Source organism: Streptomyces arenae (assembly GCF_022343545.1).
GTDB classification, from domain to species: domain Bacteria; phylum Actinomycetota; class Actinomycetes; order Streptomycetales; family Streptomycetaceae; genus Streptomyces; species Streptomyces humi.
Genome location: NZ_JAKQYH010000037.1, coordinates 1 through 25480 on the forward strand (window position 1 = coordinate 1; position 25480 = coordinate 25480).

At 75.2% G+C, this 25480-nt stretch carries 4 protein-coding genes; 2 read left to right on the plus strand and 2 right to left on the minus strand.

Features of this window, described 5'->3' with window-relative positions; genetic code table 11:
* Positions 1-141 precede the first annotated feature (141 nt).
* Together MB828_RS15570 and MB828_RS15575 are read left to right on the plus strand one after the other, a co-directional pair.
* Positions 142-1893 (plus strand): ABC transporter ATP-binding protein, encoded by a 1752-nt coding sequence (locus MB828_RS15570; protein ID WP_301648679.1) that lies wholly within the window; start codon positions 142-144, stop codon positions 1891-1893.
* Positions 1894-1941: 48 nt separating this feature from the next.
* Positions 1942-3018, plus strand: coding sequence for an iron-siderophore ABC transporter substrate-binding protein (locus MB828_RS15575; RefSeq protein ID WP_301648680.1), 1077 nt, complete (start codon positions 1942-1944; stop codon positions 3016-3018).
* A 66-nt stretch (positions 3019-3084) separates the two neighbouring features.
* Here MB828_RS15575 and MB828_RS15580 read toward each other — a convergent pair whose 3' ends face one another.
* Both MB828_RS15580 and MB828_RS15585 read right to left on the minus strand, forming a co-directional pair.
* On the minus strand, positions 3085-3288 hold the full coding sequence (locus tag MB828_RS15580; protein WP_133027758.1) for an MbtH family protein: 204 nt from the start codon (positions 3286-3288) through the stop codon (positions 3085-3087).
* Positions 3289-3389: 101 nt separating this feature from the next.
* Complete coding sequence (locus tag MB828_RS15585; protein WP_301648681.1) at positions 3390-25334, minus strand: non-ribosomal peptide synthase/polyketide synthase; 21945 nt, start codon at positions 25332-25334, stop codon at positions 3390-3392.
* Between the last annotated feature and the right edge of the window lie 146 nt (positions 25335-25480).

Sequence of the window (25480 nt, forward strand, 5' to 3'; positions counted from 1 at the left end):
GGTGGTGCCGGGCCGGGCGCGGGTGCCGGGCCGGGCGCGGGTGCCGGGCCGGGCGCGGGTGCCGGGCCGGGCGCGGGTGCCGGGCCAAGCGGTGGGCCGGATCTGTTGCCTACGGCCTCCGCTGTCCGTACCCGGGCCGTCGTGCGTGAACTCTTGTGGCCGCAGCGGGCGTTGGCGGTCGCCGGCTTCGGCACGCTGGTGGTCGCCACGGCCGTCGGGCTGCTCACCCAGCCGCTGCTCGGGCACATCGTCGACGTGGTCACGGAGCACCGCTCCCCCGCCGCGCTCACCTGGCCGGTGCTCGCGCTCGCCGGGGTCGCCCTGGTCCAGGGCGTCACGACCGCGCTGGGCATGTCCCTGGTCTCCCGGCTCGGCGAGACCGCGCTCGCCCGGCTGCGCGAACTGTTCGTGGCACGCGCGCTGTCGCTGCCGCTGGAGCGGCTGGAGCGGGCGGGCTCGGGCGATCTCAACGCCCGGGTCACCCGCGACGTCTCCCGGGTCGCCGACGCGGTCCGCGGCGCCCTGCCGGAACTGGCCCGCTCCGCCCTGTCGATCGTGCTGACCCTGGGCGCCCTCGCCCTGCTGGACTGGCGGTTCCTGCTGGCGGCACTGGTCGCCGTGCCGGTACAGGCGCACACCGCGCGCTGGTACGTCCGCAACGCCGTGCCCCTGTACGCGCGGGAGCGGATCGCCACCGGGGCGCAGCAACAGCAGCTGCTGGACACCATCGGCGGGGCCCGGACGGTCCGGGCGTACCGGCTGCAGGACGGCCACGCCCGCCGGGTCGCCGAGCGCTCGCGGACGGCGGTGGAGCTGACCATGCGCGGAGTGCGGCTGGTGCTGCGCTTCTACAGCAGGCTGCACATCGCGGAGTACCTGGGTCTCGCCGCCGTACTGGTGACCGGGTTCCTGCTGGTGCGGTCCGGATCCGCCTCGGTCGGTACGGCGACGGCCGCCGCGCTGTACTTCCACAGCCTCTTCGGGCCGGTCAACACCGCGCTCGTGCTGCTCGACGACGCCCAGTCGGCGACCGCGGGACTGGCCCGCCTGGTCGGGGTGGTCGACGAGCCCGCGGCCGCCGCGGACCCGGACGGTCGTACGGCCGCCGCGCCGGGCCCGCACGCCGTGACCGTCACCAAAGTCACGCACGCCTATGTGCCCGGCCGCCCGGTCCTGCACGGCGTCGGCCTCGAGGTGCGGCCCGGGGAGCGGGTCGCGCTGGTCGGCACCACCGGGGCGGGCAAGACGACCCTCGCCAAGCTGGTGGCCGGACTGCACCGTCCGCAGGCCGGCCGGGTCGACGTCGGCGGCGCCGAACCGGACGCCGCCGGCGGTCTGGTGGGCCTCGTCACCCAGGAGGTGCACGTCTTCGCGGGACCGCTCGCCGACGACCTGCGGCTGGCCCGCCCCGAGGCGGCCGACAGGGAGCTGCGGGAGGCGCTGGCCACGGTGGGCGCCCTCGGCTGGGCCGAGGCGCTGCCGGAGGGTCTCGACACGGTCGTCGGCGACGGCGGCCACCGCCTGACCGCCGACCAGGCCCAGCAACTGGCGCTGGCCCGGCTGCTGTTGGCGGATCCTCCGGTCGTCGTGCTGGACGAGGCGACCGCGGAGGCCGGCAGTTCGGGCGCCCGGCTGCTCGACAAGGCCGCCGAACGGGCGCTCCGGGGCCGTACGGCACTGGTCGTGGCCCACCGGCTGAGCCAGGCCGCCACCGCCGACCGGGTGGTCCTCATGGACGGCGGCCGGGTCGAGGAGGAGGGCACCCACGACGAACTCCTGGCAGCCGGGGGCCGGTACGCGGCCCTGTGGCGCGCCTGGACGGACCACCGCGCCCCCGCGGCCACCGCGGACACTCCCGCCGGGGAACCGGCCACCGCCGACACCCCCGCCTGACCTCCCGCACGTACAGGACCCGTCGCCGAAGAACAGAAGGATCACCCGATGCCCCGCGCCACCAGAGTCTCCAGGCTCACCGGTCTGCTCGCCTCCGTACTCCTGCTCGCGGCGACCGCGGTCGCCTGCGGCTCCTCCGACTCCGGGGACGGCTCCGGCTCGTCCGCGGCCGGCGGTTCGGGCTCCTCCGCGTCCGCCGGCGCCTTCCCCGTGACGATCGCCCACAAGTACGGCAGTACGACGATCAAGTCCGAGCCCAAGCGGATCGTGACCGTCGGCCTCACCGACCAGGACGCCGTCCTCGCCCTCGGCAAGGTGCCGGTCGGCACCACCGAGTGGCTCGGCGGCTACAAGGGCGCGATCGGGCCGTGGGCGCAGGACAAGCTGGGCGGCGCGGCGGCGCCGACCGTGCTGAAGGACACCGGGACCGGGCCCCAGGTGGAGAAGATCGCCGCCCTGCGGCCGGACCTGATCCTCGCCGTCTACTCGGGGCTGACCAAGGCCCAGTACGAGAGCCTGTCGAAGTTCGCGCCGGTCGTCGCCCAGCCCGGGCAGTACAACGACTACGGCGTGCCGTGGCAGCGGCAGACCGAGGAGATCGGACAGGCGCTCGGCAAGGCGGACCAGGCCAAGACGCTGGTGGCCGGGGTCGAGGCCAGGTTCGCGGCGGCCGGGAAGGCGCACCCGGAGTTCGCCGGCGCGAGCGCCGTCATGGCGACGCCGTACGAGGGCACGTTCGTCTACGGCAGTGAGGACCCGCGCTCCCGGCTCCTGTCCGACCTGGGCTTCTCGCTGCCGAAGGACCTCGACAAGGTGATCGGGGACCAGTTCGGCGCCAACATCAGCAAGGAGCGCTTCGACCTGCTCGACCAGGACGTGGACGTGTGGATCGTGCCGGACACCACCACGGCGGTCGCCAAGCTGCACGCCGACAAGGTCTACGCCGACCTGAACGTGGTGAAGCAGGGGCGTGAGGTCTTCATCAAGGAGACCAGCGACTACGGTAACGCGGTGTCCCTGTCGACCGTGCTGAGCATCCCCTACGTGCTGGACCGTCTGGTGCCGCAGCTGGCGGCGGCGGTGGACGGCAAGGCCTCGACGAAGGTGGCGCAGCCCGCCGCGTAGTCCACGCGGAGAAGCGGGAAGCGGGGAAGCGGGGGCCGATCCGGGATCGGCCCCCGCTTCCGTGTGTCAGGCGCCTTCGACGAGGCTCCTGGGCCGCAGGTCCGTCCAGTTGGCCTCGATGTGGTCCAGGCACTCCTGCCGGCCCGCCGGTCCGTGGACGACCGTCCAGCCTGCCGGTACGTCCACGAAGTCGGGCCACAGGCTGTGCTGGCCCTCGTCGTTGACGAGGACGGTGTAGACGCCGTCGGGGTTCTCGAACGGGTTGCTCATGTCAGCGGGTCCTTGCCTTCCGGTCGGTGCGGTGCTCGGTCAGGGTGGCGTGGTGGATCGGTCAGGGGTGGCGGGGTGGGTCGGTCGGTGTGCGGTGGTGGTCAGTTCAGTTCGTCCGCGCGGCGCACCAGCGCGGTCAGCGCCCGGAACCAGCTCTCGGCCAGCTCCCGTACCTCGTCCTCGGTGAGGAGTCCGGCCGCGTACGCCCAGTGGGCGCTGAGTTCCGGTCCGGCGGGACGGTCCTCGGTGAGCGCGTTCAGGGTGAGCGCGTGGGACATCGGCATGCCCGGGTCGGCTTCGAGGTCGGCGGCGTCCTCCTCGGGGGCGTAGGACCAGTCGGCGGCTTCGGGGCGGCCGAAGCGGCCCATGTAGTTGAACTCGATCTGCGGCTTGCCGAGTTCGGCGAGGCGCGGACCGGTCCCGGGGTTCAGGTGGCGGAGCAGGCCGTGGCCGATGCCGGCGGCGGGCAGGGCGGTGAGGTGGTCGCGGATCCGGGCCACCGCCGAGTCCAGGGCGGGGCCGCCGGCCGGGGCGCCGGCCGTGCCCGGGTCGAGCCGGACCGGGACGACACTGGTGAACCAGCCGACCGTTCGGGACAGGTCGGCGGCGCCCGCGAGGTCCTCCGCACGGCCATGGCCCTCCAGGTCGACCAGCACGGGCCCGCCGGCCGTCGTGCCGCCCGGCGTCCGGGCCGCCCGCCACTCGCCCACGGCCAGCGCGAACGCGGTGAGCAGCACGTCGTTGACGCTCGCCCCGAAGGCGGCCGGGGCCCGGCTCAGCAGCGGGCCGGTGACGTCGGCGGGCAGGGTGAGGGACAGGTGGCGGGTGGTGGCGACGGTGTCCCGCGCGGGGTCGAGCGGGCGGGGCAGCGGCAGTTCGGCGCCGGGGGCGAGGACCGCGTGCCACCAGGACAGCTCGTCCTCGGTGGCCGGGTCGAGCGCCCGCGCGCCGAGCAGCCGCGACCAGCGGCCGAACGACAGCTCCACGGGCGCCGGTTCGGGGGCTCGGCCGCCCCGGACGGCCGCCCAGGCGCCGGCCAGGTCGGGCAGCAGTACGCGCCAGGAGACGCCGTCGACCACCAGGTGGTGGACGAGGAGCAGCAGCCGACCCGGCCGGCCGGGGCCGGTGTCGAACCAGACCGCCCGCACCATCGCCCCCGTCTCGGGGTCGAGTTGGCGCAGCGCCGTCTCACCGTGCCGGGTGACGGCGGCCCGCAGCGCGGTCTCGTCGGCGGCGTCCCGTACGTCGACCCGGGTGAGCCAGGTCCGTACGTCGGTGTCCCGCGCGGCCGGCACCCACAGGGCGGGCTCCGGTTCGCGTACGAGCCGGGCGCGCAGCATGTCGTGGCGTCCGGCGAGGGCGCCGAGCACGGCCAGCAGGCCGGGTCCGGTCAGGTCGGCCGGGGTGCGCAGGAGGGCCGCCTGGTGGTAGGCGGCGAGCGGGCCGCCGCGGTCGAGCAGGGCCCGCATGATCGGGGTGAGCGGCACGCCGCCCGTGCCGTCGTCGTGGGCGGCGCGCCGGTCCCGCGCGCCCAGCGGCACGGCGACGGCGGCCAGGGCGGCGACGGTACGGTGCTGGAGGACCTGCCGGGGTGTGATCCGCAGGCCGCCGGAGCGGGCGCGGGCGACGAGCTGCATGGCGACGATGCTGTCCCCGCCGAAGGCGAAGAAGTCGTCGTCGGTGCCGATCGCCTCGGCGGGGATGCCGAGGGCGTCCGCGAACAGGGCGCGCAGGGCGCGCTCGGTGTCGTTCTCCGGGGCGCGGCCGCCGCCCACGGCGGTGAAGTCCGGGGCGGGCAGGGCGGCCCGGTCCAGCTTGCCGTTGGACAGCAGCGGCAGCCTGTCCAGGACGACGACGGCGGCCGGGACCATGTAGTCGGGCAGGACGGCCGCGGCGTGCGCCCGCAGCTCCGCCCCCGTGGCGCCCGAAGCGCCCGCAGCACCCGCAGCACCCGCGGCGCCCGCGGCGCCCGCGGCGACGGCGTACGCGATCAGCTGCCGTACCCCGGGGCGGTGTTCGCGGGCCACTACGACGGTCCGGGCGACGGCCGGATGGGTGTCCAACGCTGCCTCGATCTCGGCGAGTTCGACGCGGTAGCCGCGGATCTTGACCTGGTCGTCGGTGCGTCCGGCGAACTCCAGCAGGCCGTCCTCGGTCCAGCGGGCCAGGTCGCCGGTGCGGTACATCCGCGTCCCCGGCACCCCGAAGGGGTCGGCGACGAAGCGTTCGGCGGTGAGGTCCGGCCGGCCCAGGTAGCCGCGGGCCAGTCCCGGTCCTGACAGGTACAGCTCGCCGGTGACACCGGGCGGGACCGGGCGCAGGGCGGTGTCCAGGACGTAGGCGCGGGAGTGGTGGACGGGTCGTCCGACGACCGGGCGGGCGCTGTCGCGGACCCGGCCGACGAGGGCGTCGACGGTGGCCTCGGTGGGGCCGTACAGGTTGACCGCCTCGGTGTCCGGGAGCGCGGCCAGCCGCTGCCACAGCGACTCGGGCACGGCCTCGCCGCCGAAGCCGACCAGCGCGAGCGGGCAGTCGCCGTCGGGTCCGATCAGCCCGCTGTCCGCCATCCGGGCCAGCAGGGAGGGGGTGACCTCGATGAAGTCGATGTCCTGTGCGCGGACGAAGGCGGCGAGGAGTTCGGGGTCGCGGCGGGTGTCGTCGTCGGCGATGTGCAGGGCGTGTCCGTCGAGCAGCCACAGCTGCGGCTGCCAGGAGGCGTCGAAGGCGAACGACCAGGCGTGGGCGACGCGCAGCCGGCGGCGGCCGGTGCGGTCCTTCGCGAGGTCGTGCAGGTCGTGGCGGTGGCTGTGGAAGAGGTTGGCGAGCCCGCGCTGGGTGACGACGACGCCCTTGGGGCGGCCGGTGGAGCCGGAGGTGTGGATGACGTAGGCGGGGTGGTCGGGGCCGGGGGCGGTGGGTTCGGCCTGGGGCAGGCCGTCCGTCGGGGTGTCCAGGAGGAGGACGGGGGTGTCGCCGGCGGGCAGGCCGGTGGCGGTGTCGGAGGTGGCGAGGACCAGGACCGGGCGGGCGTCGGCGAGCAGGGCGGTGACGCGGCCGGCGGGCAGGCCGGGGTCGAGGGGCAGGTAGCCGGCGCCGGCCTTCATCACGGCGAGGATGGCGGCGATGTGATCGGCGGTGCGGGGCAGGGCGAGGGCCACCAGCCGCTCGGGGGCGGCGCCTTGTCCGGCCAGGACGCGCGCCAACTCGTTGCTGCGGGCGTCGAGTTCGGCGAAGGTCCAGGTGGTGCGGCCGTCGGTGACGGCGATCGCGTCCGGGGTGGCGGCGACCTGCGCGGCGAACAGCGCCGGGACCGTACCGAGGCGTTCGGCGGCCGGCAGCGCGGTGTCGTTCCAGGTCTCCAGGACGGTGCCCCGGTCCTCCGGGCCGAGCAGGTCGAGGCGGCCGACGGGACGGTCCGGGTCGGCGGCCATGCCGGTGAGGACAGCGGTCAGGGCGTCCGTGATCCGCCGTACGGTGGCCGCGTCGAACAGGTCGGGGCGGAACTCGGCGGTCACCCGCAGCCGTTCGGCGGGTTCCACGGCCCAGGCCAGCGGGTAGTGCGTGGAGTCGGCGTGGTCGCGGACGGTGACGCGCGGCGCGTCCCCGCTCGCCTGGTCGCGCTCCGCCACCGGGTACGACTCGAACACCACGAGGGTGTCGAAGAGTTCACCGAGTCCGGCGGCGCGCTGGATGTCGGCGAGGCCGAGGTGCTGGTGGGCGATGAGCCGGGACTGCTCGTCCTGGAGCCGTGCCAGCAGGGCGGCGGTGCTCTCCTCGGGGCGGATCCGCACCCGGACCGGGAGCGTGTTGATGAACAGGCCGATCATCGCCTCGGAGCCGGGCAGTTCGGGTGAGCGTCCGGCGACGGTGGCGCCGAACACCACGTCGTCGCGCCCGGTGAGCCGGCCGAGGAGCACGCCCCAGGCCGCCTGTACCAGGGTGTTGACGGTGACGCCCCGGCGGCGGGCGAACGCCTCCAGCGCCGCGGTGCGGTCGGCGGCCAGTTCCACGGTGTGGGTGCCCGGGACGGTGGCCGTCCGGTCGGGGTCGGCGGGTGCGAGCCGGGTGGGTTCGGCGAGGCCGGCGAGGGCCTCGGACCAGGCGGCGGCGGAGACGGCCGGATCCTGGGCGGCCAGCAGCCGCAGATGGGCGCGGTACGGGGCGGGCGGGGCCGGGGTGCGGCCCTCGTAGCGGGTCCACAGCTCTGCGGTGAGCAGCGGCAGCGACCAGCCGTCGAGGAGCAGATGCTGGTGGGAGAGGACCAGCCGGTGCCGGTCGGGGCCGACCCGGGCCAGCAACAGCCGTAGCAGCGGCGGTTGTTCCGGGTCGAAGCGGCGCCGCTCCCGCTCCAGCAGCCGGTTCCACTCCCCCGGTCGCCCGGTGAGGTCGAGCTGCCGCCAGGGCAGCACGGCGGTGCGCGGTACGACGGCCACGGGCCGCCCGCTGGACAGGTACCGGAAGCCGCCGCGCAGGTTCTCGTGGGCGTCGAGCAAGCTCTGTCCCGCGGCCCGCAGCCGGTCGGCGTCCAGGGGCCCTTCGAGGTCGTAGGAGACCTGGACGGTGTAGACGTCCGGGCCGTCGTCGCCGGCGTCCACGGCCGCGTGGAAGAGGAGCCCGGCCTGGAGCGGGGTAACGGGCAGCACGTCGGTGCCGGGGGGCAGGCCGGCGAGTTCGGCGCGCTCGGCGTCGGCGAGGTCGAGCAGGTCGGTGTCCTCGCCCCGCTCCTCGGAGGCGGCCGTCGTCGTCACGGCGGCGAGTCCGGCGACCGACCTGTGCCGGAACACGTCGCGCGGGCTGAACGCGAGGCCGGCGGCGCGGGCCCGCGCGACCAGCTGCATGGCAGCGATGCTGTCCCCGCCGAGGGCGAAGAAGTCGTCGGTCGCACCGACCCGTTCGAGGCCGAGCACCTCGGCGACGAGGACGCCGAGGGTCTCCTCCAGCGGGGTGCGCGGCCGGGTGCCGGTGACCTCGGCGGCGAAGTCGGGCTCGGGCAGGGCCCGGCGGTCCAGCTTGCCGTTGGGGGTGAGCGGCAGGGCGTCGAGGACGATCACGGCGGCCGGGACCATGTGGTCGGGCAGGGCGGCCGCGGTGTGCGCGCGCAGCGCCGCGGGGTCGGCGGTGGCTCCGGCGGCCGGGACGACGTACGCCACGAGGCGGTCCGCGCGCATGAGCACGGTCGCGTGGGCGACGCCGGGGTGCCCGGCGAGCACGGTCTCGATCTCGCCGGGCTCGACGCGGAAGCCGCGCAGCTTGACCTGGTCGTCGGTGCGGCCGAGGTACTGGAGCTCGCCGTCCGCCGTCCAGCGGGCCAGGTCGCCCGTGCGGTACATGCGGCTGCCCGCCGGGCCGTACGGGTCGGCGGTGAACCGCTCGGCGGTCAGCCCTGGCCGGTCCAGGTAGCCGCGGGCCAGCTGGACGCCCGCCAGGTACAGTTCGCCGGCCACGCCGGGCGGCACCGGACGCAGGTGGGCGTCGAGCACCTGGGCGCGGGTGTTCCACACCGGGCGGCCGATCGGCACGGTGACCGGGTCGGCGGGCACCTCGTGGGCGGTGACGTCGACGGCGGCCTCGGTGGGGCCGTACAGGTTGTGCAGGCGGCTGTCCGGCAGGACCAGACCGCAGCGGGCGGCCAGCGCCGCGGGCAGGGCCTCGCCGCTGCACATCACCTGGCGGAGGGTGGTGCAGCCGGCGGCGGTGGGCTCGTCGAGGAAGGCGCGCAGCATCGACGGCACGAAGTGGGCCGTGGTGATCTGCTCGCGGCGGATCAGTCCGGCCAGGTACCGGGGGTCCTGGTGGCCCTCGGGGCGGGCCACGACCAGGGTCGCGCCGGTGACGAGCGGCCAGAAGAACTCCCACACCGACACGTCGAAACTCGACGGCGTCTTCTGCAGCACCCGGTCCCCGGCGGTGAGCCGATAGGTGTCCTGCATCCACAGCAGCCGGTTGGCGATCGCCTCGTGGGGGACGCAGACGCCCTTGGGGCGGCCGGTGGAGCCGGAGGTGTAGATGACGTAGGCGGGGTGGCGCGGGTCGGGGGCGGTGGGCAGCGGGGCGTCGGCCGGGTGCTCGGGGGTGCCGTCGGCGGCCACCGTGAGGCGGGGCACGCCGGTGTCCGGGAGGGCGACGCCGTCGGCGGTGACCAGGCAGACGGGGCGGGCGTCGGTGAGCGTGTACGCCAGCCGCTCGGCCGGGTGGCCGGTGTCGAGGGGCAGGTAGGCGGCGCCCGCGCGGTGCACGGCGAGCAGGGTGACCACGAGGGCGACGGAGCGCGGGAGGGCGACGGCGACCGTGGCCTCGGCGCGGGCGCCGTGCCCGGCGAGGGTCCTGGCGAGCCGCTCCACCCGCAGGTCGAGTTCGGCGTAGCTGAGCGCGGTGCCCTCGAAGACGAGTGCCGTGGCTTCGGGGGTGCGGGCCGCCTGGGCGCGGAACAGCTCGGGCAAGGTGGTGGGCGGCAGCGGGTGCCCGGTGGCGTTCCAGCCGGTGAGGACCAGCGCGTGTTCCTCGTCGCGCAGGACGTCGAGGCCGGAGACGCGCCGTGCGGGGTCGGCGGCGACCTGGGCGAGCAGTGACTCGAGGCGGCGGGCGAGGAGTTCGGCGGTGCGCTCGTCGAAGAGGTCGGCGCTGTACTCGATCCAGCCGTCGATCTGCTCGCCGCGCTCCACGAAGTCGAAGCCGAGGTCGAACTTGGCGCTGTCCTGGCCGACGGTCTCCCGGCGGACGGCGAGGCCGGGCAGCACCAGGCCGTCGCCCTGTTCCGCGAGGTGGACGACCATCACCTGGAACAGCGGGTGCCGGGCGAGGGAGCGTTCCGGGTTGAGGGCCTCCACCAGCCGCTCGAAGGGCAGGTCCTGGTGTTCGTAGGCGGCGAGGTCGGTGTCCCGGACGCGGGCGAGCAGTTCGGCGAAGGTGGGGTCGCCGGTCAGGTCGGTGCGCAGGACCAGGGAGTTGACGAAGAAGCCGACCAGGTCTTCGAGGGTCTCGTCGGCGCGGCCCGACACGGGGGCGCCGAGCGGGATGTCCTCGCCGGCGCCGAGCCGGTGCAGCAGGGCGGCCACGGCGGCCTGGGCCACCATGAACATGCTGACGCCGTGCTCGCGGGCGAGGCCTCGCAGGGCGCCGGCCAGGGCGGGCGGGACGGTGAAGCCGGTGGTGCCGCCACGGCCGGTGGGCTCGGCGGGACGGGGCCGGTCGGTCGGCAGGTTCAGCTCGGCGGGCAGTCCGCGCAGGGCCTCGGTCCAGTGGGCGAGGAGTCCGGGTTCGGCCGCGGCCAGCAGGTCGCGCTGCCAGAGCGTGTAGTCGGTGTAACTGGCGGGCAGCGGCGCCCAGTCGGGGGCCCGGCCGGTGCTGCGGGCCGCGTAGGCGGTGGCGAGGTCGGCGAGAAGGGGGCGGTCGGACCACTCGTCGGTCGCGATGTGGTGCAGCAGGAGCAGCAGCACGTGCTCGTCGGGTCCGATGCCGAACAGGGTTGCGCGCAGGGGGAGTTCGCGCGCCAGGTCGAAGACGTGGCGGGACTTCGCGGCAAGGTCCTCGAACGCGGCGCTCTCCAGGGGCACCTGGATTCGTGCCGGGTCCAGGACGTGCTGGTGCGGGACTCCGTCGACGGCCGGGAAGACGGTCCGCAGCGGGGCGTGCCGGGCGGCCACGTCGTTCAGCGCGGCCTGGAGGGCGTCCCGGTCGAGGGCTCCGGTGAGCCGCCAGGCCGAGGGCAGGTTGTAGGCCGTGCTCGCGCGGTCGACCTGGGAGAGCAGCCAGAGCCGGCGTTGCGCGGAGGAGAGCGGCAGCGGTTCGGGGCGCGGGCGTGGGGCGGCGAGCGCGGGCCTGGTCCCGGCGGGGGTGCCGGTGCGGGCGGCGAGGCGGGCCACCGTGGGCGCCTCGAAGACGGCGCGGACGGTGAGGCCGGCGCCGAGTGTGGTGCGGATGCGGCTGACCAGGCGCATGGCGAGCAGCGAGTGGCCGCCGATGGCGAAGAAGTCGTCGTCCACACCGATCCGTTCGAGGCCGAGGACGTCGGCGAACAGGGCGGCGATGATCTCCTCGCGCGGGGTGCGGGGCGGGGCGCCGTCGCCGGCGGCGGTGAACTCGGGGGCGGGCAGGGCCTTGCGGTCGAGCTTGCCGTTCGGGGTGAGGGGCAGCGCGTCGAGGGTGACGTAGGCGGCCGGGACCATGTGGGCGGGGAGTGCGGCGGTGGCGTGGGCGCGCAGGGCTGTCGCGTCCACCACCGGGCCCGCGTCGGGGACGACGTAGGCCACCAGGGTCTGGTCGCGGACGGCGACCGTGGCGTGCGCGACGGCCGGGTGGGCGGCGAGCACGGCCTCGACCTCGCCGGGCTCGACGCGGAAGCCGCGCACCTTCACCTGGTCGTCGGTGCGGCCCAGGTACTCGACCGTGCCGTCCGGCGTCCAGCGGGCCAGGTCGCCCGTACGGTACATCCGGCCGCCGGCGGGGCCGAAGGGGTCGGCGACGAACCGTTCGGCGGTCAGCCCGGGCCGGTCCAGGTAGCCGCGGGCCAGTTGGACGCCGGCCAGGTACAGCTCGCCCGGGACGCCGGGCGGCACCGGGCGCAGCCCGGCGTCGAGGACGTACAGGCGGGTGTTCCACACCGGGCGGCCGATGGGGACGGTCGTCGCGTCCGGGGTGATCGCGACGGCGGTCACGTCGACGGAGGCCTCGGTGGGGCCGTACAGGTTGTGCAGTCCGGCGTCGAGCGTCTGGTGGAAGCGGCGGGCGAGGGCGGCCGGCAGCGCCTCCCCGCTGCACAGCACGCGGCGCAGGGCGGAGCAGCCGGCGGCGGTCGGCTCCTCCAGGAAGAGCTGGAGCATGGAGGGCACGAAGTGGACGGTGGTGACGTCCTGTTCGCGGATCAGCGCGGCCAGGTACGCGGGGTCGCGGTGGCCCTCGGGACGGGCGACGACCAGGGTGGCGCCGGTGATCAGCGGCCAGAAGAACTCCCACACCGACACGTCGAAACTCGACGGCGTCTTCTGCAGCACCCGGTCCTCGGCGGTGAGGCCGTACGCGTCCTGCATCCACGACAGACGGTTGACGATGCCCTCGTGCGGGACGACGACGCCCTTGGGGCGGCCGGTGGAGCCGGAGGTGTAGATGACGTAGGCCGGGTGGCGCGGGTCGTACGACGTGGGCAGCGCGCCCTCGGGGCCGGTGGGCAGGGCGTCACGGATCACGCAGACCGGACGGGCGTCCTCGACCATGAGGGCGAGCCGGCCGGCCGGGTAGTCCGGGTCCAGCGGCAGATAGGCGGCACCGGCGCGGTGCGCGGCGAGCAGGGCGACGACGAGGTCCGCCGAGCGCGGCAGGGCGACGGCCACGGTGCGCTCGGGGCCCGCGCCGAGACCCGCCAGGACGCGGGCGGTGCGCTCGACCCGGGCGTCCAACTGGGCGTAGGTGAGCCGCTGTTCCCCGAAGACGAGGGCGGTGGCGTCGGGGGTGCGGGCGGCCTGGTCCCGGAACAGCTCGGGCAGGGTGGTGGGCGGCAGCGGGTGCCAGGTGGCGTTCCAGCGGGTGAGGACGTCGGTCCGCTCGTCCTCGGCGAGGACGTCCAGGTCCCGGATCCGCAGGTGGGGTTCGGCGGCGACCTGTGCCAGGAGCCGTGCCGCGCGGTCCGCCAGCCGGGTGGCGGTGCCGGCGTCGAAGAGGTCGGTGGCGTACTCCAGGAGCAGCAGCACGCGGTCGGACTCGTCGACGTAGGTGAAGTGCAGGTCGAACTTGGCCTGGCCGGTGTCCATGTCGAACCACTCGGTGGCCAGGCCCAGGACGTCGGGGTCGCCGCCGGGCCGGTGGTGGTGGCCGATCATGACCTGGAACAGCGGGTTGCGGCCGGCCGTCCGGGGCGGGTTGAGGGCCTCCACCACCCGGTCGAAGGGCAGGTCCTGGTACTCGAAGGCGGACAGCGACGACTCCCGTACTCGGCCCAGGAGTTCCCGGAACGTCAGTTCGTCGCCGGACAGGTCGGTGCGCAGGACCAGGGTGTTGACGAAGAAGCCGACCAGGTCGGTGAGGGCGTCGTCGGTGCGGCCCGCGACGGGGGCGCCGAGCGGGATGTCGTCACCCGCGCCGAGCCGGTGCAGCAGGGCCGCGGTGGCGGCCTGGAACACCATGAACAGGCTGGTGCCGGTGGTGGCCGTGAGGTCGCGCAGGGCCCGGCCGGTGGCGGCGGGCAGTTCCAGGCGGACCTTGCCGGCCCGGCCGGTCGGCTCGGCGGGGCGCGGCCGGTCGGTGGGCAGCGGCAGTTCGTCCGGCAGGCCGCGCAGGGCGTCGGTCCAGTGGGCGAGTTGGGCCTCGCCCGTGGCGGCCAGCAGGTCCCGCTGCCAGAGGGTGTGGTCGGCGTACTGCACGGGCAGCGGCGCCCAGGCCGGGGCGGTGCCCGTGCGGCGGGCCGCGTAGGCGGTGCCGAGGTCGGTGAGGAAGGGGCGGTCGGACCACTCGTCGGTGGTGATGTGGTGCAGGACGACGGCCACCACGTGGTCGTCGGCGGCGAGCCGGAACACCTCGCAGCGCAACGGGAGTTCGGTGGTCAGGTCGAAGGGGCGGCGCTGGGCCGACCGGACCAGCGCGGGCAGCGCGTCCTCGGTGGTGTCGGCGACGGTGAGGACCGGTGCCGCGTCCCCGGCGGGAACGATCCGCTGGTACGGCTCGCCGGCGTGGACCGGGAACACGGTGCGCAGGGCCTCGTGGCGGGCCGCCACGTCCCGCAGGGCGGTGCGCAGGGCCCCGGTGTCGAGGTCGCCGCGCAGCCGGAAGACCAGCGGGTAGTTGTAGGCGACGCCGCTGCCGGTGATCTGCTCGACGAGCAGCAGCCGGCGCTGCGCCGGGGACAGCGGGACGCGGTCGGGGCGGTCGGTCACCGGGGTGACGGGCGGCCGGGCCGGACCGGCCTCGCCGACCCGGGCGGCGAGCCGGGCGGGCGTGGGGGCCTCGAAGAGGTCACGGATGGCGAGTTCGGCGCCCAGTTCGGTGCGGGCGCGGCTGACCAGCCGGGTGGCGAGCAGGGAGTGGCCGCCGAGGTCGAAGAAGTCGTCCTCCGCACCGGTCTCGGGCAGCCCCAGCACCTCCGCGAACAGCCGGCACAGCACCTCCTCCCGCGGGGTGCGCGGGCCGCGTCCGCCGCCGAGGGCGACGGCGGGTTCGGCGTCCGGCAGGGCGCGGACGTCGAGCTTGCCGTTGGCGTTCATCGGCAGTCCGTCGACGGTGACGAAGGCGGCCGGGACCATGTACTCGGGCAGCTCCCGGCCGAGGTCCGCGCGCAGCCGCCGGACCAGGGCGCCGGTCTCACGCGCGGCGGTGGGGTCGTTGGCGTAGGGGGCGGTGCCGCCGCCGGGGCGGAACAGGCCGCCGGTGAGGCGGTGTCCCGCGCTCAGGAACACGGCGTCGTACGTCCCGGTCTCCGCGGACCAGGTGGTGAGGACCCGGTGTCCGGCGTCGGCGCCGAGCGCGTGCAGGGTCTCGGGGTCGATGCCGTCCGCGCGGAGGCGGCCGTCGGGGATGCCGGTGACGCGCACGGCGGCGGGGGGCCCGGAGCGCGGGCGTCCGCCGACGCGGGCGGCCGGTTCCCCGGCGTCGCGCAGCAGTTGTCCGACGGCTCCGGAGGTCAGGGCGCCCCGGGCGAGTTCGCCCACGGTGTGCGCGGTGCCCCACTCGACGGCCGGGGCGTCGGCCAGGTGGATGTCGGGGTCGCCCGCGTACAGGACGACGTCGTAGCGGTGCCGGGTCAGTTCGTTGTGGTGCCGGCCGCGCTTGGTGCGCAGGTCGGCCCCGTATCCGAGGGTGGTGAAGTAGTCGGGGTCGACGAGGAGTTCCTTCTCCAGGCGGAGCCCGCGCTCCACCGCCCCGGCCAGCTCGGCCTCCGCCGTGCCCCGGGCGCGCTGGATCTCGGTGTGGAAGGTGCGGGCGAGCCGCAGGTTGCGGACGTCGCCCACGAACAGGGTGCCGCCGGGCGCGAGCAGTGCCATGGCGCCGTGGATGACGGCGGTGAGGTAGTCGATGCTCGGGAAGTACTGGATGACGGAGTTGACGACGATCGTGTCGAAGTGGCCGGCGGGCAGGCCGGTCAGGTCGTCGGCGGGCCGGCAGCGCAGTTCGACCCTGGCCGCCAGCTCCGGGTCCCGGGCGCGGAGTTCGGCGCCGATCTTGCGGATGACGGGGGCGGCGAAGTCGGTCGCCCAGTACTCCTCGGCCTCGGGGGCGAGCCGGGACAGCAGCAGTCCGGAGCCGACGCCGATCTCGAGGACGCGGCGCGGGTTCAGGGAGCGGATGCGGTCGAGGGTGGCCTCGCGCCAGTCGTGCATCTGCTCGAAGGGGATGGGCCGGCCGTCGTAGGAGCTGTCCCAGCCGTCGTACCGCTCGGTGAAGACGGCGGTGCCGATCTCCTCGTACTCGTCGGAGTAGATCTCCTGCCACTCCCCCACCTGTGCGGCCTCGGCGGCGGAGCGGTCGCCGGTGTCGGCGCCGGCGGGCACGACGTAGCCGACGAGCCGTTCGTCGCGGACCACGACGGCGGCCTGGGCGACCAGCGGGTGGCGGCTGAGGGCGGTCTCGATCTCGCCGGGTTCGACGCGGTAGCCGCGGATCTTGACCTGGTCGTCGGTGCGGCCGAGGAAGTCGAGGTTGCCTCCCCCAGCCTCCGGCCGGGGGGACCCCCAGGGGTTCCGGCGCACCAGGTCGCCGGTGCGGTACATGCGCTCGCCGGGCGCGCCGAACGGGTCGGCGACGAACCGCTCGGCGGTCAGGCCGGGCCGGCCGAGGTAGCCGCGGGCCAGGCCGATGCCCGCGATGTACAGCTCGCCGGGCACGCCGTCGGGCACCGGACGCAGCCAGGTGTCCAGGATGTACGCGCGGGTGCCGCGGATGGGCCTGCCGACGGTGGGGGTGGCGGAGTCGAGGGTGCCGCCGCCGAGGGTGTTGATGGTGTACTCGGTCGGCCCGTACAGGTTGTAGCCGTAGGTGCCGTCGGTGTCGCGCAGGGCCGTCCAGACCGTCTCCGGGACGGCCTCGCCGCCGAGCAGGACGAGCGGCGGCACGTGGCCCTCCAGCAGGCCCTGCTCGATGAGGAGCCGGGCGTAGGTGGGGGTGACGTTCACGACGTCGATGCGGTGGTGCTCGCAGTAGGCGGCCAGCGCCTCCGCGTCGCGCCGCAACTCCTCGTCGCAGACGTGCACTTCGTGGCCCTCGACCAGCCAGAGCAGCTCCTCCCACGACATGTCGAAGGCGAAGGACACGGTGTGCGCGACGCGCAGCCGCCGGCCGCCGGCCGACGCGACGGCCGGTTCGAAGACCTCCTTCTGGTGGTTGAGCCGCATGTTGGTGAGGCCCCGGTAGGGGGTGACGACGCCCTTGGGGCGGCCGGTGGAACCGGAGGTGTAGATGACGTACGCGGGGTGTTCGAGGCTGAAGCGGCGGCGGACGGGGGTGTCCGGCAGTCCGGCCAGCTCCTCCCGGACCGCCGGGTCGTCGAGCGGTACGCGGGCCGTCCCGGTGTCCAGGGTGGCGGAGACGGCCGCGTTGGTGAGCAGCAGCAGCGGGCGGGCGTCGGCGAGCATGAGGGAGAGCCGGTCGGCCGGGTGGTCCAGTTCCAGCGGCAGGTAGGCGGCGCCGGTGCGCAGCACCGCGAAGAGGGCGACCACCATGTCCAGGGAGCGCGGCAGGCCGAGGGCGACGACCCGTTCGGGTCCGGCGCCGCGCGCGATGAGCAGCCGGGCCGTGCGGTTCACGGCCGCGTCGAGTTCGGCGTAGGTCAGGGTGTGCTCGCCGAAGACCAGGGCGCGGGCGTCGGGGGTGCGGGCCGCCTGCGCCGCGAGCAGGTCGGCGACGGTGTCCTCGGGGCCGGGGACCCGGCTCGCCGCCCACTCCTCGCGCAGGGCCGTGTGCTCGGCAGGCAGCAGCGGGTCCAGGGCACCGACGGGTGCCGTGAGGTCGGCGGTCAGGCGGTCCAGGAGCAGGGTGAAGCGGTCCAGGAGGGCCTGGGCGCGGTCCGCCGGGACCAGGTCGGGGCGGTGGGTGAGGGTGACCGCGATCCGGTGGCCGGGGGTGACGACGAGGTTGGCCGGGTAGTGGGTGGCGTCGACGTTGGCGACGGCCCGCGCGCCGTGCCGGGTGCCGAGGGCCGCCAGCCGGTCCTCGGTGTCGTTGTCGCGCAGCACGAACAGGGTGTCGAACAGCTTGCGGTGGCCGGTCTCGGCCTGGAGCACACCGAGGCTGAGGTGCTCGTACGGCATCAGGTCGAGGCGTTCGCCCTGGATCCTGCGGAGCAGTCCGAGGACCGGCTCGGCGGGGTCGAAGGCGATCCGGGTGGGGACGGTGTTGAGGAAGAGGCCGATGATGTGCTCGACGTCGTGGACCTCGCTGGGCCGGCCGGCGACCGTGGTGCCGAACACGACGTCGGGGCGGCCGGTGGCGGAGGCCAGGGTCAGTCCCCAGGCGGCGTTGAGGAGGGTGTTGAGGGTGAGGCCGTGGACGCGGCCGGTCTCCCGGAGCCGGTCGCCGAGTTCGGCAGTCAGGCGTACGTCGAGCTGGTCGGGGATGACCGGTTCGAGGCCGTCGGCCGCGGCCGGGGCGAGCAGGGTGGGTTCGTCCAGGCCGGCCAGGGCGGTGCGCCAGGCGGCGGTGGCGGCCGTGTCGTCCTGCCGCTCCAGCCAGCTCAGGTAGTCGCGGTAGCTGCCGGGGCCGGGCAGCGCGGAGGCGTCGCCGCCGGTCTCGTACAGCGCGAACAGTTCGTCCAGGAACAGCCAGGCCGACCAGCCGTCCCAGAGGATCAGGTGGCGGCCGATCACCAGCCGGTCGCCGCGCTCGGCGCCCAGGCGCAGCAGGAGCAGCCGGAACAGCGGGGGCGCGGACAGGTCGAACCGGCGGTGCCGCTCGGCGTCGGTCAACTCCCTTACGCGCTGGTCCTGTTCCGCGCCCGTGAGGTGCGAGAGGTCGACCTCTTCGAGCGGGATCTCCGGGGACTCGACGATGAACTGCACCGGCTGGTCCAGGCCGTCGCTGGTGAAGCCGGCGCGCAGCCCGGGGTTGCGGTCCAGGACGGTGCGGACGGCGGCCCGCAGCCGGGCCCCGTCCAGACGGGTGGCGAAGTCGAAGGTCTCGTGGACGGTGTAGACGTCCAACGCGCCCTGGTCGTAGGCCGAGTGGAAGAACAGGCCCTCCTGGAGGGGGGCCAGCGGCCAGACGTCGGCGACGGCCGCCGGGGCGGCGAGCGCGCGGATCCGCGCGTGTTCGGCGTCGCTGAGGGTGAGGTCGGCCGTGGGGGCGGGCTCTTCCCGGGTGACGGTGCCGGTGGTGGCCGCGAGGGCGGCGGGGGTCCGGTGGGTGAAGACGTCACGGGGGCTGAGGTCCAGGCCGGCCGTGCGCGCCCGGCCGGCGACGCCGATGGAGCTGATGCTGTCGCCGCCGAGGCGGAAGAAGTCGTCGTCCGGTCCCACGTCGTCGATGCCGAGGACCGCCGCGAAGATCTCGGTGAACCGCCGCTCCAGCGGCCCCGCGGGCTCCCGGCGGACGGCCCGCTCGGTGCCGGGGGCGGGCAGTGCGGCCTGGTCGAGCTTGCCGCTGGGGGTGAGCGGCAGGTCGGTGAGGACGACGTACGCCTCCGGGACCAGTGGTGCGGGCAGCGCCTCCGCGAGGGCGGCGCGCAGTTCGGCGGGGTCGGCGACGGCACCGGACGCGGGCACCGCGTAAGCCACCAGACGCTGGTCGCGGACGATGACGGCACCGCGCGCCACCGCCGGGTGCCGCATCAACGCGGCCTCGATCTCGCCGGGTTCGATGCGGTTGCCGCGCAGCTTGACCTGCCGGTCGGTGCGGCCCAGGTACTCGAGGACGCCGTCCGGGCGGCGGCGCACCAGGTCGCCGGTGCGGTACATGCGGGCGCCGGGCGTGGTCGCGTAGGGGTCGGCGACGAAGCGGCCGGCGGTGAGGGCGGGCCGCCGGTGGTAGCCGCGGGCCAGCTGGACCCCGGTCAGGTACAGCTCACCGGGGACTCCGTGAGGCACCGGGCGCAGGCAGCCGTCGAGGACCCGGAGGCCGGTGTTCCAGACGGGCCGGCCGATGGGCACGGTGGTGTCGGGTGTGCCGTCGTGGGCGTGGTGCGTCACGTCGACGGCGGCCTCGGTCGGGCCGTACAGGTTGTGCAGGGGTACGCCGGTCAGCTCGCGCCAGCGGGCGGCCGCCCGTCCGGGCAGGCCCTCGCCGCTGCTGAAAACGCGGCGCAGCGAGGCCGCCCAGGACGGGTCCGCGGTCACCTCGGGGGAGGCGAGGAACGCCTCCAGCATGGACGGCACGAAGTGCGTGGTCGTGACGGACTCGGCCCGGATCAGGCGGGTGAGGTGGCCGGGGTCGCGGTGTCCGTCGGGAGCGGCGAGGACGACGGCGGCGCCCTCGCACAGCGGCCAGAAGAACTCCCAGACGCTGACGTCGAAACCGGCCGGTGTCTTCTGGAGCACCCGGTCGGTGCTGTCGAGCCGGTACGCGCCCTGCATCCAGGCCAGCCGGTTGCCGATGGCGCGGTGGCTGACGACGACGCCCTTGGGGCGGCCGGTGGAGCCGGAGGTGTAGATGAGGTAGGCGGGGTGGTCGGGGCCGAGCGGCGCGGACGGCGGTACGTCCGCCGGGTCGTCGTCCTCCGCCTCGACGTGCAGGACGTCCAGTCCGTCCGTCCCCGGCAGCCGTGCCGCGTCCCGGGCGGTGGTGACGACGGTCCGGGCTCCGGAGTCGGTCAGCATGTACGCGATGCGGTCGGCCGGGTGGTCGAGGTCGACCGGCAGGTAGCCGGCGCCCGACTTGAGCACCCCGAGCAGGGCCACCATCAGCTCGGCCGAGCGCGGTACGGCGACAGCGACGAACTGTTCCGGCCCGGCGCCCCGGGCGCGCAGCCGCCGGGCCAGCCGTTCGGCGCGGGCGTCGAGTTCGGCGTAGGTGAGGGTGGTGTCAGCGAAGACGACGGCGGTCGCGTCGGGGGTGCGCGCGGTCTGCGCGGCGACGGCGGCGGGCAGGGTCGTGGCGGGTACGGCGTGACGCGCGCCCTCGGGGTGCCCGCGCTCGGCGTCGGTGAGCAGGTTGAGGGCGGTGACCGGGCGGGCGGTGTCGTCGGCGAGGGCGTTCAGGATCCGGGTGAGCCGGTCGGCGAGGGTCCCGGCCGCGGCGCCGGGGACCCGGTTCGCGTGGTGCTTCAGACGCAGGTCGAGGCGGCGGCCGGGCTTCACGATCAGGGCCAGCGGATAGTGCACGGCGTCGTGGAAGGCGTGTCCGGTCAGGCGGACCGTGCCGGTCGGGTCGGTGAGGTCCGCCTCGGCGGGGTAGTTCTCGAACACCACGAGGGTGTCGAAGAGTTCGCCGCCGTCGGCGTGGCCGGCGGCCCGCTGGATCTCGGCGAGGCCGAGGTGCTGGTGATCGAGGAGCGCGCTCTGCTCCCGCTGGAGGCGTTCCAGGACGGTGCCGAGCGTGTCGGCCGGGGTCCAGCTCAGCCGGGTGGGCAGGGTGTTGATGAAGAGGCCGACCATCGACTCGATGCCGGTCACGGCCGCGTCCCGGCCGGAGACGGTGGTGCCGAAGAGGACGTCCTGGCGGCCGGTGAGCCCGCAGACCAGCAGGCCCCAGGCAGCCTGGACGACCGTGCCCAGGGTGACGCCGTGTTCGCGGGCGCGGGCGGTGAGCCGGGCGGTGGTGCGCTCGGGCAGTTCGACGCGGATCTGGGCGGGCTCGATCGGTCCGGCGGCGGGGGCCTCCACCAGGCGGGTCCGCTCGTCGACGCCGGCCAGCGCGGCCCGCCAGGTGTCCCGGGCGGCCTCTCGGTCGGCGCGGGCGATCCGCGCCAGGTGGTCGCGGTACGCGCCGACTTCGGGCAGGGGGGCGGGTTCCGGGCCGTAGAGGGCGAGGAGTTCGCGGTGCAGGACGGGCAGCGACCAGCCGTCGGCCACGATGTGATGGAACGTCAGGACCAGGCGGCTGTGGTTCTCGTCGAGGCGGATCAGGGCGCAGCGCAGTAGCGGCGGGTGGGCGAGGTCGAAGCGGCGGGCGCGTTCGTCGGCGGCGACGGCCGTCGCGAGGCCCGCGCGGACGGCGGTGTCCTGGGCGGACAGGTCGACCTCGTGCCACGGCAGGTCGAGTCCGGTGGCGATCAGCTGGACGGCCCGGCCGTCGGGGAGCCGGCGGAAGCAGGCCCGCAGCGGGGCGTGCCGGTCCAGCAGTCGCTGGGCGGCCTGCCGGAGGAGGCCGCCGTCGACGGGTCCGGCGAGTTCGATCACCTGCTGGACGACGTAGGCGTCGTGCTCGGCTCCGTCGGCCAGGGCGTGGAAGAAGAAGCCCTCCTGGAGCGGGCCGAGCGGCAGGACCTCGGCGACGGTGAGCGGCGAGTCGCCCTGGAGCGCGGCGAGTTCGCCGGCGGTCGGCTGGTCCCAGGGGAGGTCGGTGGTGCCGGTGGTGCCGGCCCCGTCGGCGGCGGTGCGGGCGACGCCGGCGAGCTGGGCGACCGTGCGGTGCCGGAAGACGTCGCGCGGGGTCAGTTCCAGACCGGCGCGGCGGGCCAGCACCAGCAGCTGGATGGCGACGATGCTGTCGCCGCCGAGCACGAAGAAGTCGTCGTCGACGGTCACCGAGGGCACCCGCAGGGCGCGGGCGTACAGCTCGCACAGCAGCCGTTCGCGTTCGGTGCGCGGGGCGCGGCCCGAGCTGAGCAGGGCGTGGTCCGGGACCGGCAGGGCCGCCGGGTCGAGCTTGCCGCTGGGGGTGACGGGCAGCCGGTCCAGTGGGACCAGGGCGGCCGGGACCATGTAGTCGGGCAGGAACTCGGCCGCGTGCGCGCGCAGTCGCACCATGAGGGCGCCGACGTTGCGGAACGGGGCGGGGAGGTTGGCGTGCGGGTGCGGCCGGCCGGGGACGTAGAGCGGGCCGGCCCCGGTGTCGTCGCCGAGGGTGAACACCGCGTCGAGGCTGCCGTCCTCGGCGTCCGCGGTCCAGGTGAGGGCGGCCCGGTAGCCGTGCCGGGCGGCGGTCTCGTGCAGGGCTTCCGGGTCGACGCCCGCGCTGCCGGTGCGGCTGCTGTCGTCGAGCGTACCGAGCGCGGCCAGGTCGGGGACGAGCCGGGCGTTGGGGATGCCGGTGACGCGCAGCCGGGCGGGGCGGTCGGCGCCGAGGTGGTCGCCGAGGGCCCCCGGGGTGCCGAGCGCGGACCAGGCGAGTTCCGTGCCGGTGGGCGCGGGGGCCGCGGTGCCGGGGCGCAGGACGACGTCGTACCGGTAGCGGGTGAGTTCGTTGTGGTGGACGCCGCGCTTTATCCTGATGTCGGCGGTGAAGCCGTCCAGGGTCGCGAAGTAGTCGGGGTCCAGCAGGAGTTCGCCCTCCCAGGCGACGGCCCGGTCCACGGCGGCGCGCAGGGTCTCCTTGTCGTCGTCGGTGGCGCGCCCCGACTCGATGGCGGCGGCGAGGGTGCGCAGCAGGCGCAGGTTGCGGACGTCGCCGACGAACAGCGCGCCGCCGGGGGCCAGCAGGCGCGCGGCGGAGCGCAGTACGCCGGTGAGGTAGTCGACGCCCGGGAAGTACTGGGCGACGGAGTTGACGACGACCGTGTCGAAGTGGCCTTCCGGGAGGCCGGTCAGCTCGTGGGCGGGGCGGGCGAGCAGGGTGACCTTGCCGGTCAGTTCAGGTACGCGGTCGACCTGGGCGCGCAGGGCGCGCACCGCCTCCTCGGAGAGGTCGGTGCCGACGTACTCGGTGCAGCCGGGGGCGATCCGGGACAGCAGCAGGCCGCTGCCGACGCCGATCTCCAGGACCCGGCGGGGCCGCAGTCCGCGGATCCGGGCGACGGTCGCGTCCCGCCACTCGCGCAGGTCGGCGAGGGGCAGCGGCAGGCCGTCGTACATGCTGTTCCAGCCCGCGAAGTTCTCCTCGAAGCCGTCGGATCCGGCTGCCGTGTAGAGGAGTTCGTGCAGGTCCTTCCAATCGGCCACGGCCTCTTCGGTTCCGGCGGCGGCGTCCAGGGAGGGCACCACGTAGGCGGCGAGGCGGCGGTCGCCGGGGCGGTCCTCGCGGACCACGACGGCGGCCTGTTCGACGGCAGGGTGGGCGCGCAGCACGGACTCGATCTCGCCGGGCTCGACACGGAAGCCGCGGATCTTGATCTGGCTGTCCACTCGGCCGTGGAACTCCAGCCACCCGTCTGACTTCCAGCGGACCAGGTCGCCGGTGCGGTAGAGCCGTTCGCCGGGGGCGCCGAACGGGTCGGCGACGAACCGCTCGGCGGTCAGCGCGGGCCGGCCGAGGTAACCGCGGGCGAGTCCCGCGCCGCCGAGGTACAACTCCCCCACCACACCTGCAGGTACGGGCCGCAGCCGGTCGTCGAGGACGTAGGCGCGGGTGCCGGGGTCGGGGACGCCGATGGGCACGATGGTGCCGGCCGGGGTGTCCGGGTCGCAGCGGCCCAGCGTGGAGTTGGTGGTGGCCTCGGTGGGGCCGTAGGCGTTGAACATCATCCGGCCCCGCGCGTAGCGGCCGACGAGTTCGGGCGAGACGCGTTCGGTGCCGGCCAGCAGCGTTGCCGCGGGCGGGAGTCGCACGTCCTCCGGCATGGCCGCGAGCAGGGCGGGCGGCAGGATCATGAAGGTGATGCCGTGCTCGTTCGCGTAGTCCGCGAGGGGCGCGCCGGGCACCCGGCGGTCGGCGGGTACGACGACCAGGCGGCCGCCGGAGAGCAGACCGAGGCAGAGGTCCCAGAAGGCCACGTCGAAGCTGGGCGAGGCGAACTGCAGGACGCGGCTGTGCGGGCCGATCCCGAACCGCTCGCGCTGGGTGGCGACCAGCCCCGCGACACCGGCGTGGGAGAGCACCACGCCCTTGGGGCGGCCGGTGGAGCCGGAGGTGTAGATGACGTACGCGGCGTGCGCGACGGTCAGCTCGTCGGTGGACGTGGGGTCCCGGTCCGGGTGGGCGGCGAGTTCGGCGAGCGTCCCGGGGGCGTCCAGGACCAGCGGGTCGAGGCCCGGCGGCAGGTCGGGGACCATCTCGGCGGTGGTCACGAGGCAGACCGGACGGGCGTCCTCGAGCATGTACGCGATGCGGTCGGCCGGGTAGTCGGTGTCGACCGGCAGATAGGCGGCGCCGGCCTTCAGTACGGCGACCTGCGCGACGATCATGTCCGCCGAGCGCGGCACGGCGAGCGCCACCACCTGCTCGGGGCCGGCGCCCCGGACCACCAGCGCATGGGCCAACCGGGCCGCGCGGGCGTCGAGTTCGGCGTAGGTGAGACGGACGTCCGCGTGGACCAGGGCCACCTCGTCGGGGCGGACGGCGACCTGCTCGGCGAACATGCGCGGCCAGGTGCGCGGGGGCACGTCGTGGGCGGTGTCGTTCCAGCCGTGCAGGATCACCTGTCGCTCGTCGGCGCCGAGGAGCCCGAGGTCGGCGAGCGGTGCCCCGGGACGGCCGAGGGCGTCGGTGAGGAGCGTGGCGTAGTGGCCGAGGATCCGGTCCACGGTGGCGGGCTCGAAGAGGTCGGCGGCGTAGTCGGCGCGCACCTGTCCGTCGGTCACGGACAGCGCCAGGTCCAGCGGGCCGCCCTCGTCCCAGGGGGCGGTGCCGAAGCCGGTGGCGCACAACAGGCTCGCGCCACGGCCTGGTTCGGGTGCGAGCAGCCGTACCAGCTCGGCGGTGGGCAGGCGGTGGGCGGCGGCCTCGGTGCGGACGGCCGTGACGTGCTCGCGCAGTTCGGCGAACGTCCGGTCGCCGGACACCGACAGCCGGAGCGGGAGCCCGTCGTGAGCGGTCGTCAGGTCGTGGGCCGTGCTGCCGCCGTACCGGTGGAGCAGGGCGGCGAAGGCGGCGAGCAGGGTGGTCTCGTCGGCCGTGGTGTCGAGCGGCACGGCGCGGACGGCACGCGGCCGCCGCCCCCGCGGGCGTGGCGGGTGCGGGTGGTCGAGCGGCAGGGCGGTCTCCGGGGCGGGGACGGTGAACCGGTCCCGCCAGAAGGCCTCGGTGGGTGTCGCCCGCGCTGCCGGTGCCGCAGCGGAAGACGGTGAAGAAGGAGCGGAAGAACGCGTGTTGCCCGACACAGCTGCCCGTGCCTCCCCATAGGTGCGCAGCGGCTCGGCGGAGCCGCGACCGCTCGCATAGTAAGGTAAGGATTGCCTAACTCAACAGTGCCCATGTGGTTTCGGCGGCCAAGCCACGGCGGCTGAGGTTATGCTCACCTAACCTG

Excerpts from the sequence above, each read along its gene's own strand:
- MB828_RS15580 (WP_133027758.1), bottom strand. The coding sequence starts at position 3,288 with ATGAGCAACCCGTTCGAGAACCCCGACGGCGTCTACACCGTCCTCGTC.
- MB828_RS15575 (WP_301648680.1), top strand. The coding sequence starts at position 1,942 with ATGCCCCGCGCCACCAGAGTCTCCAGGCTCACCGGTCTGCTCGCCTCC.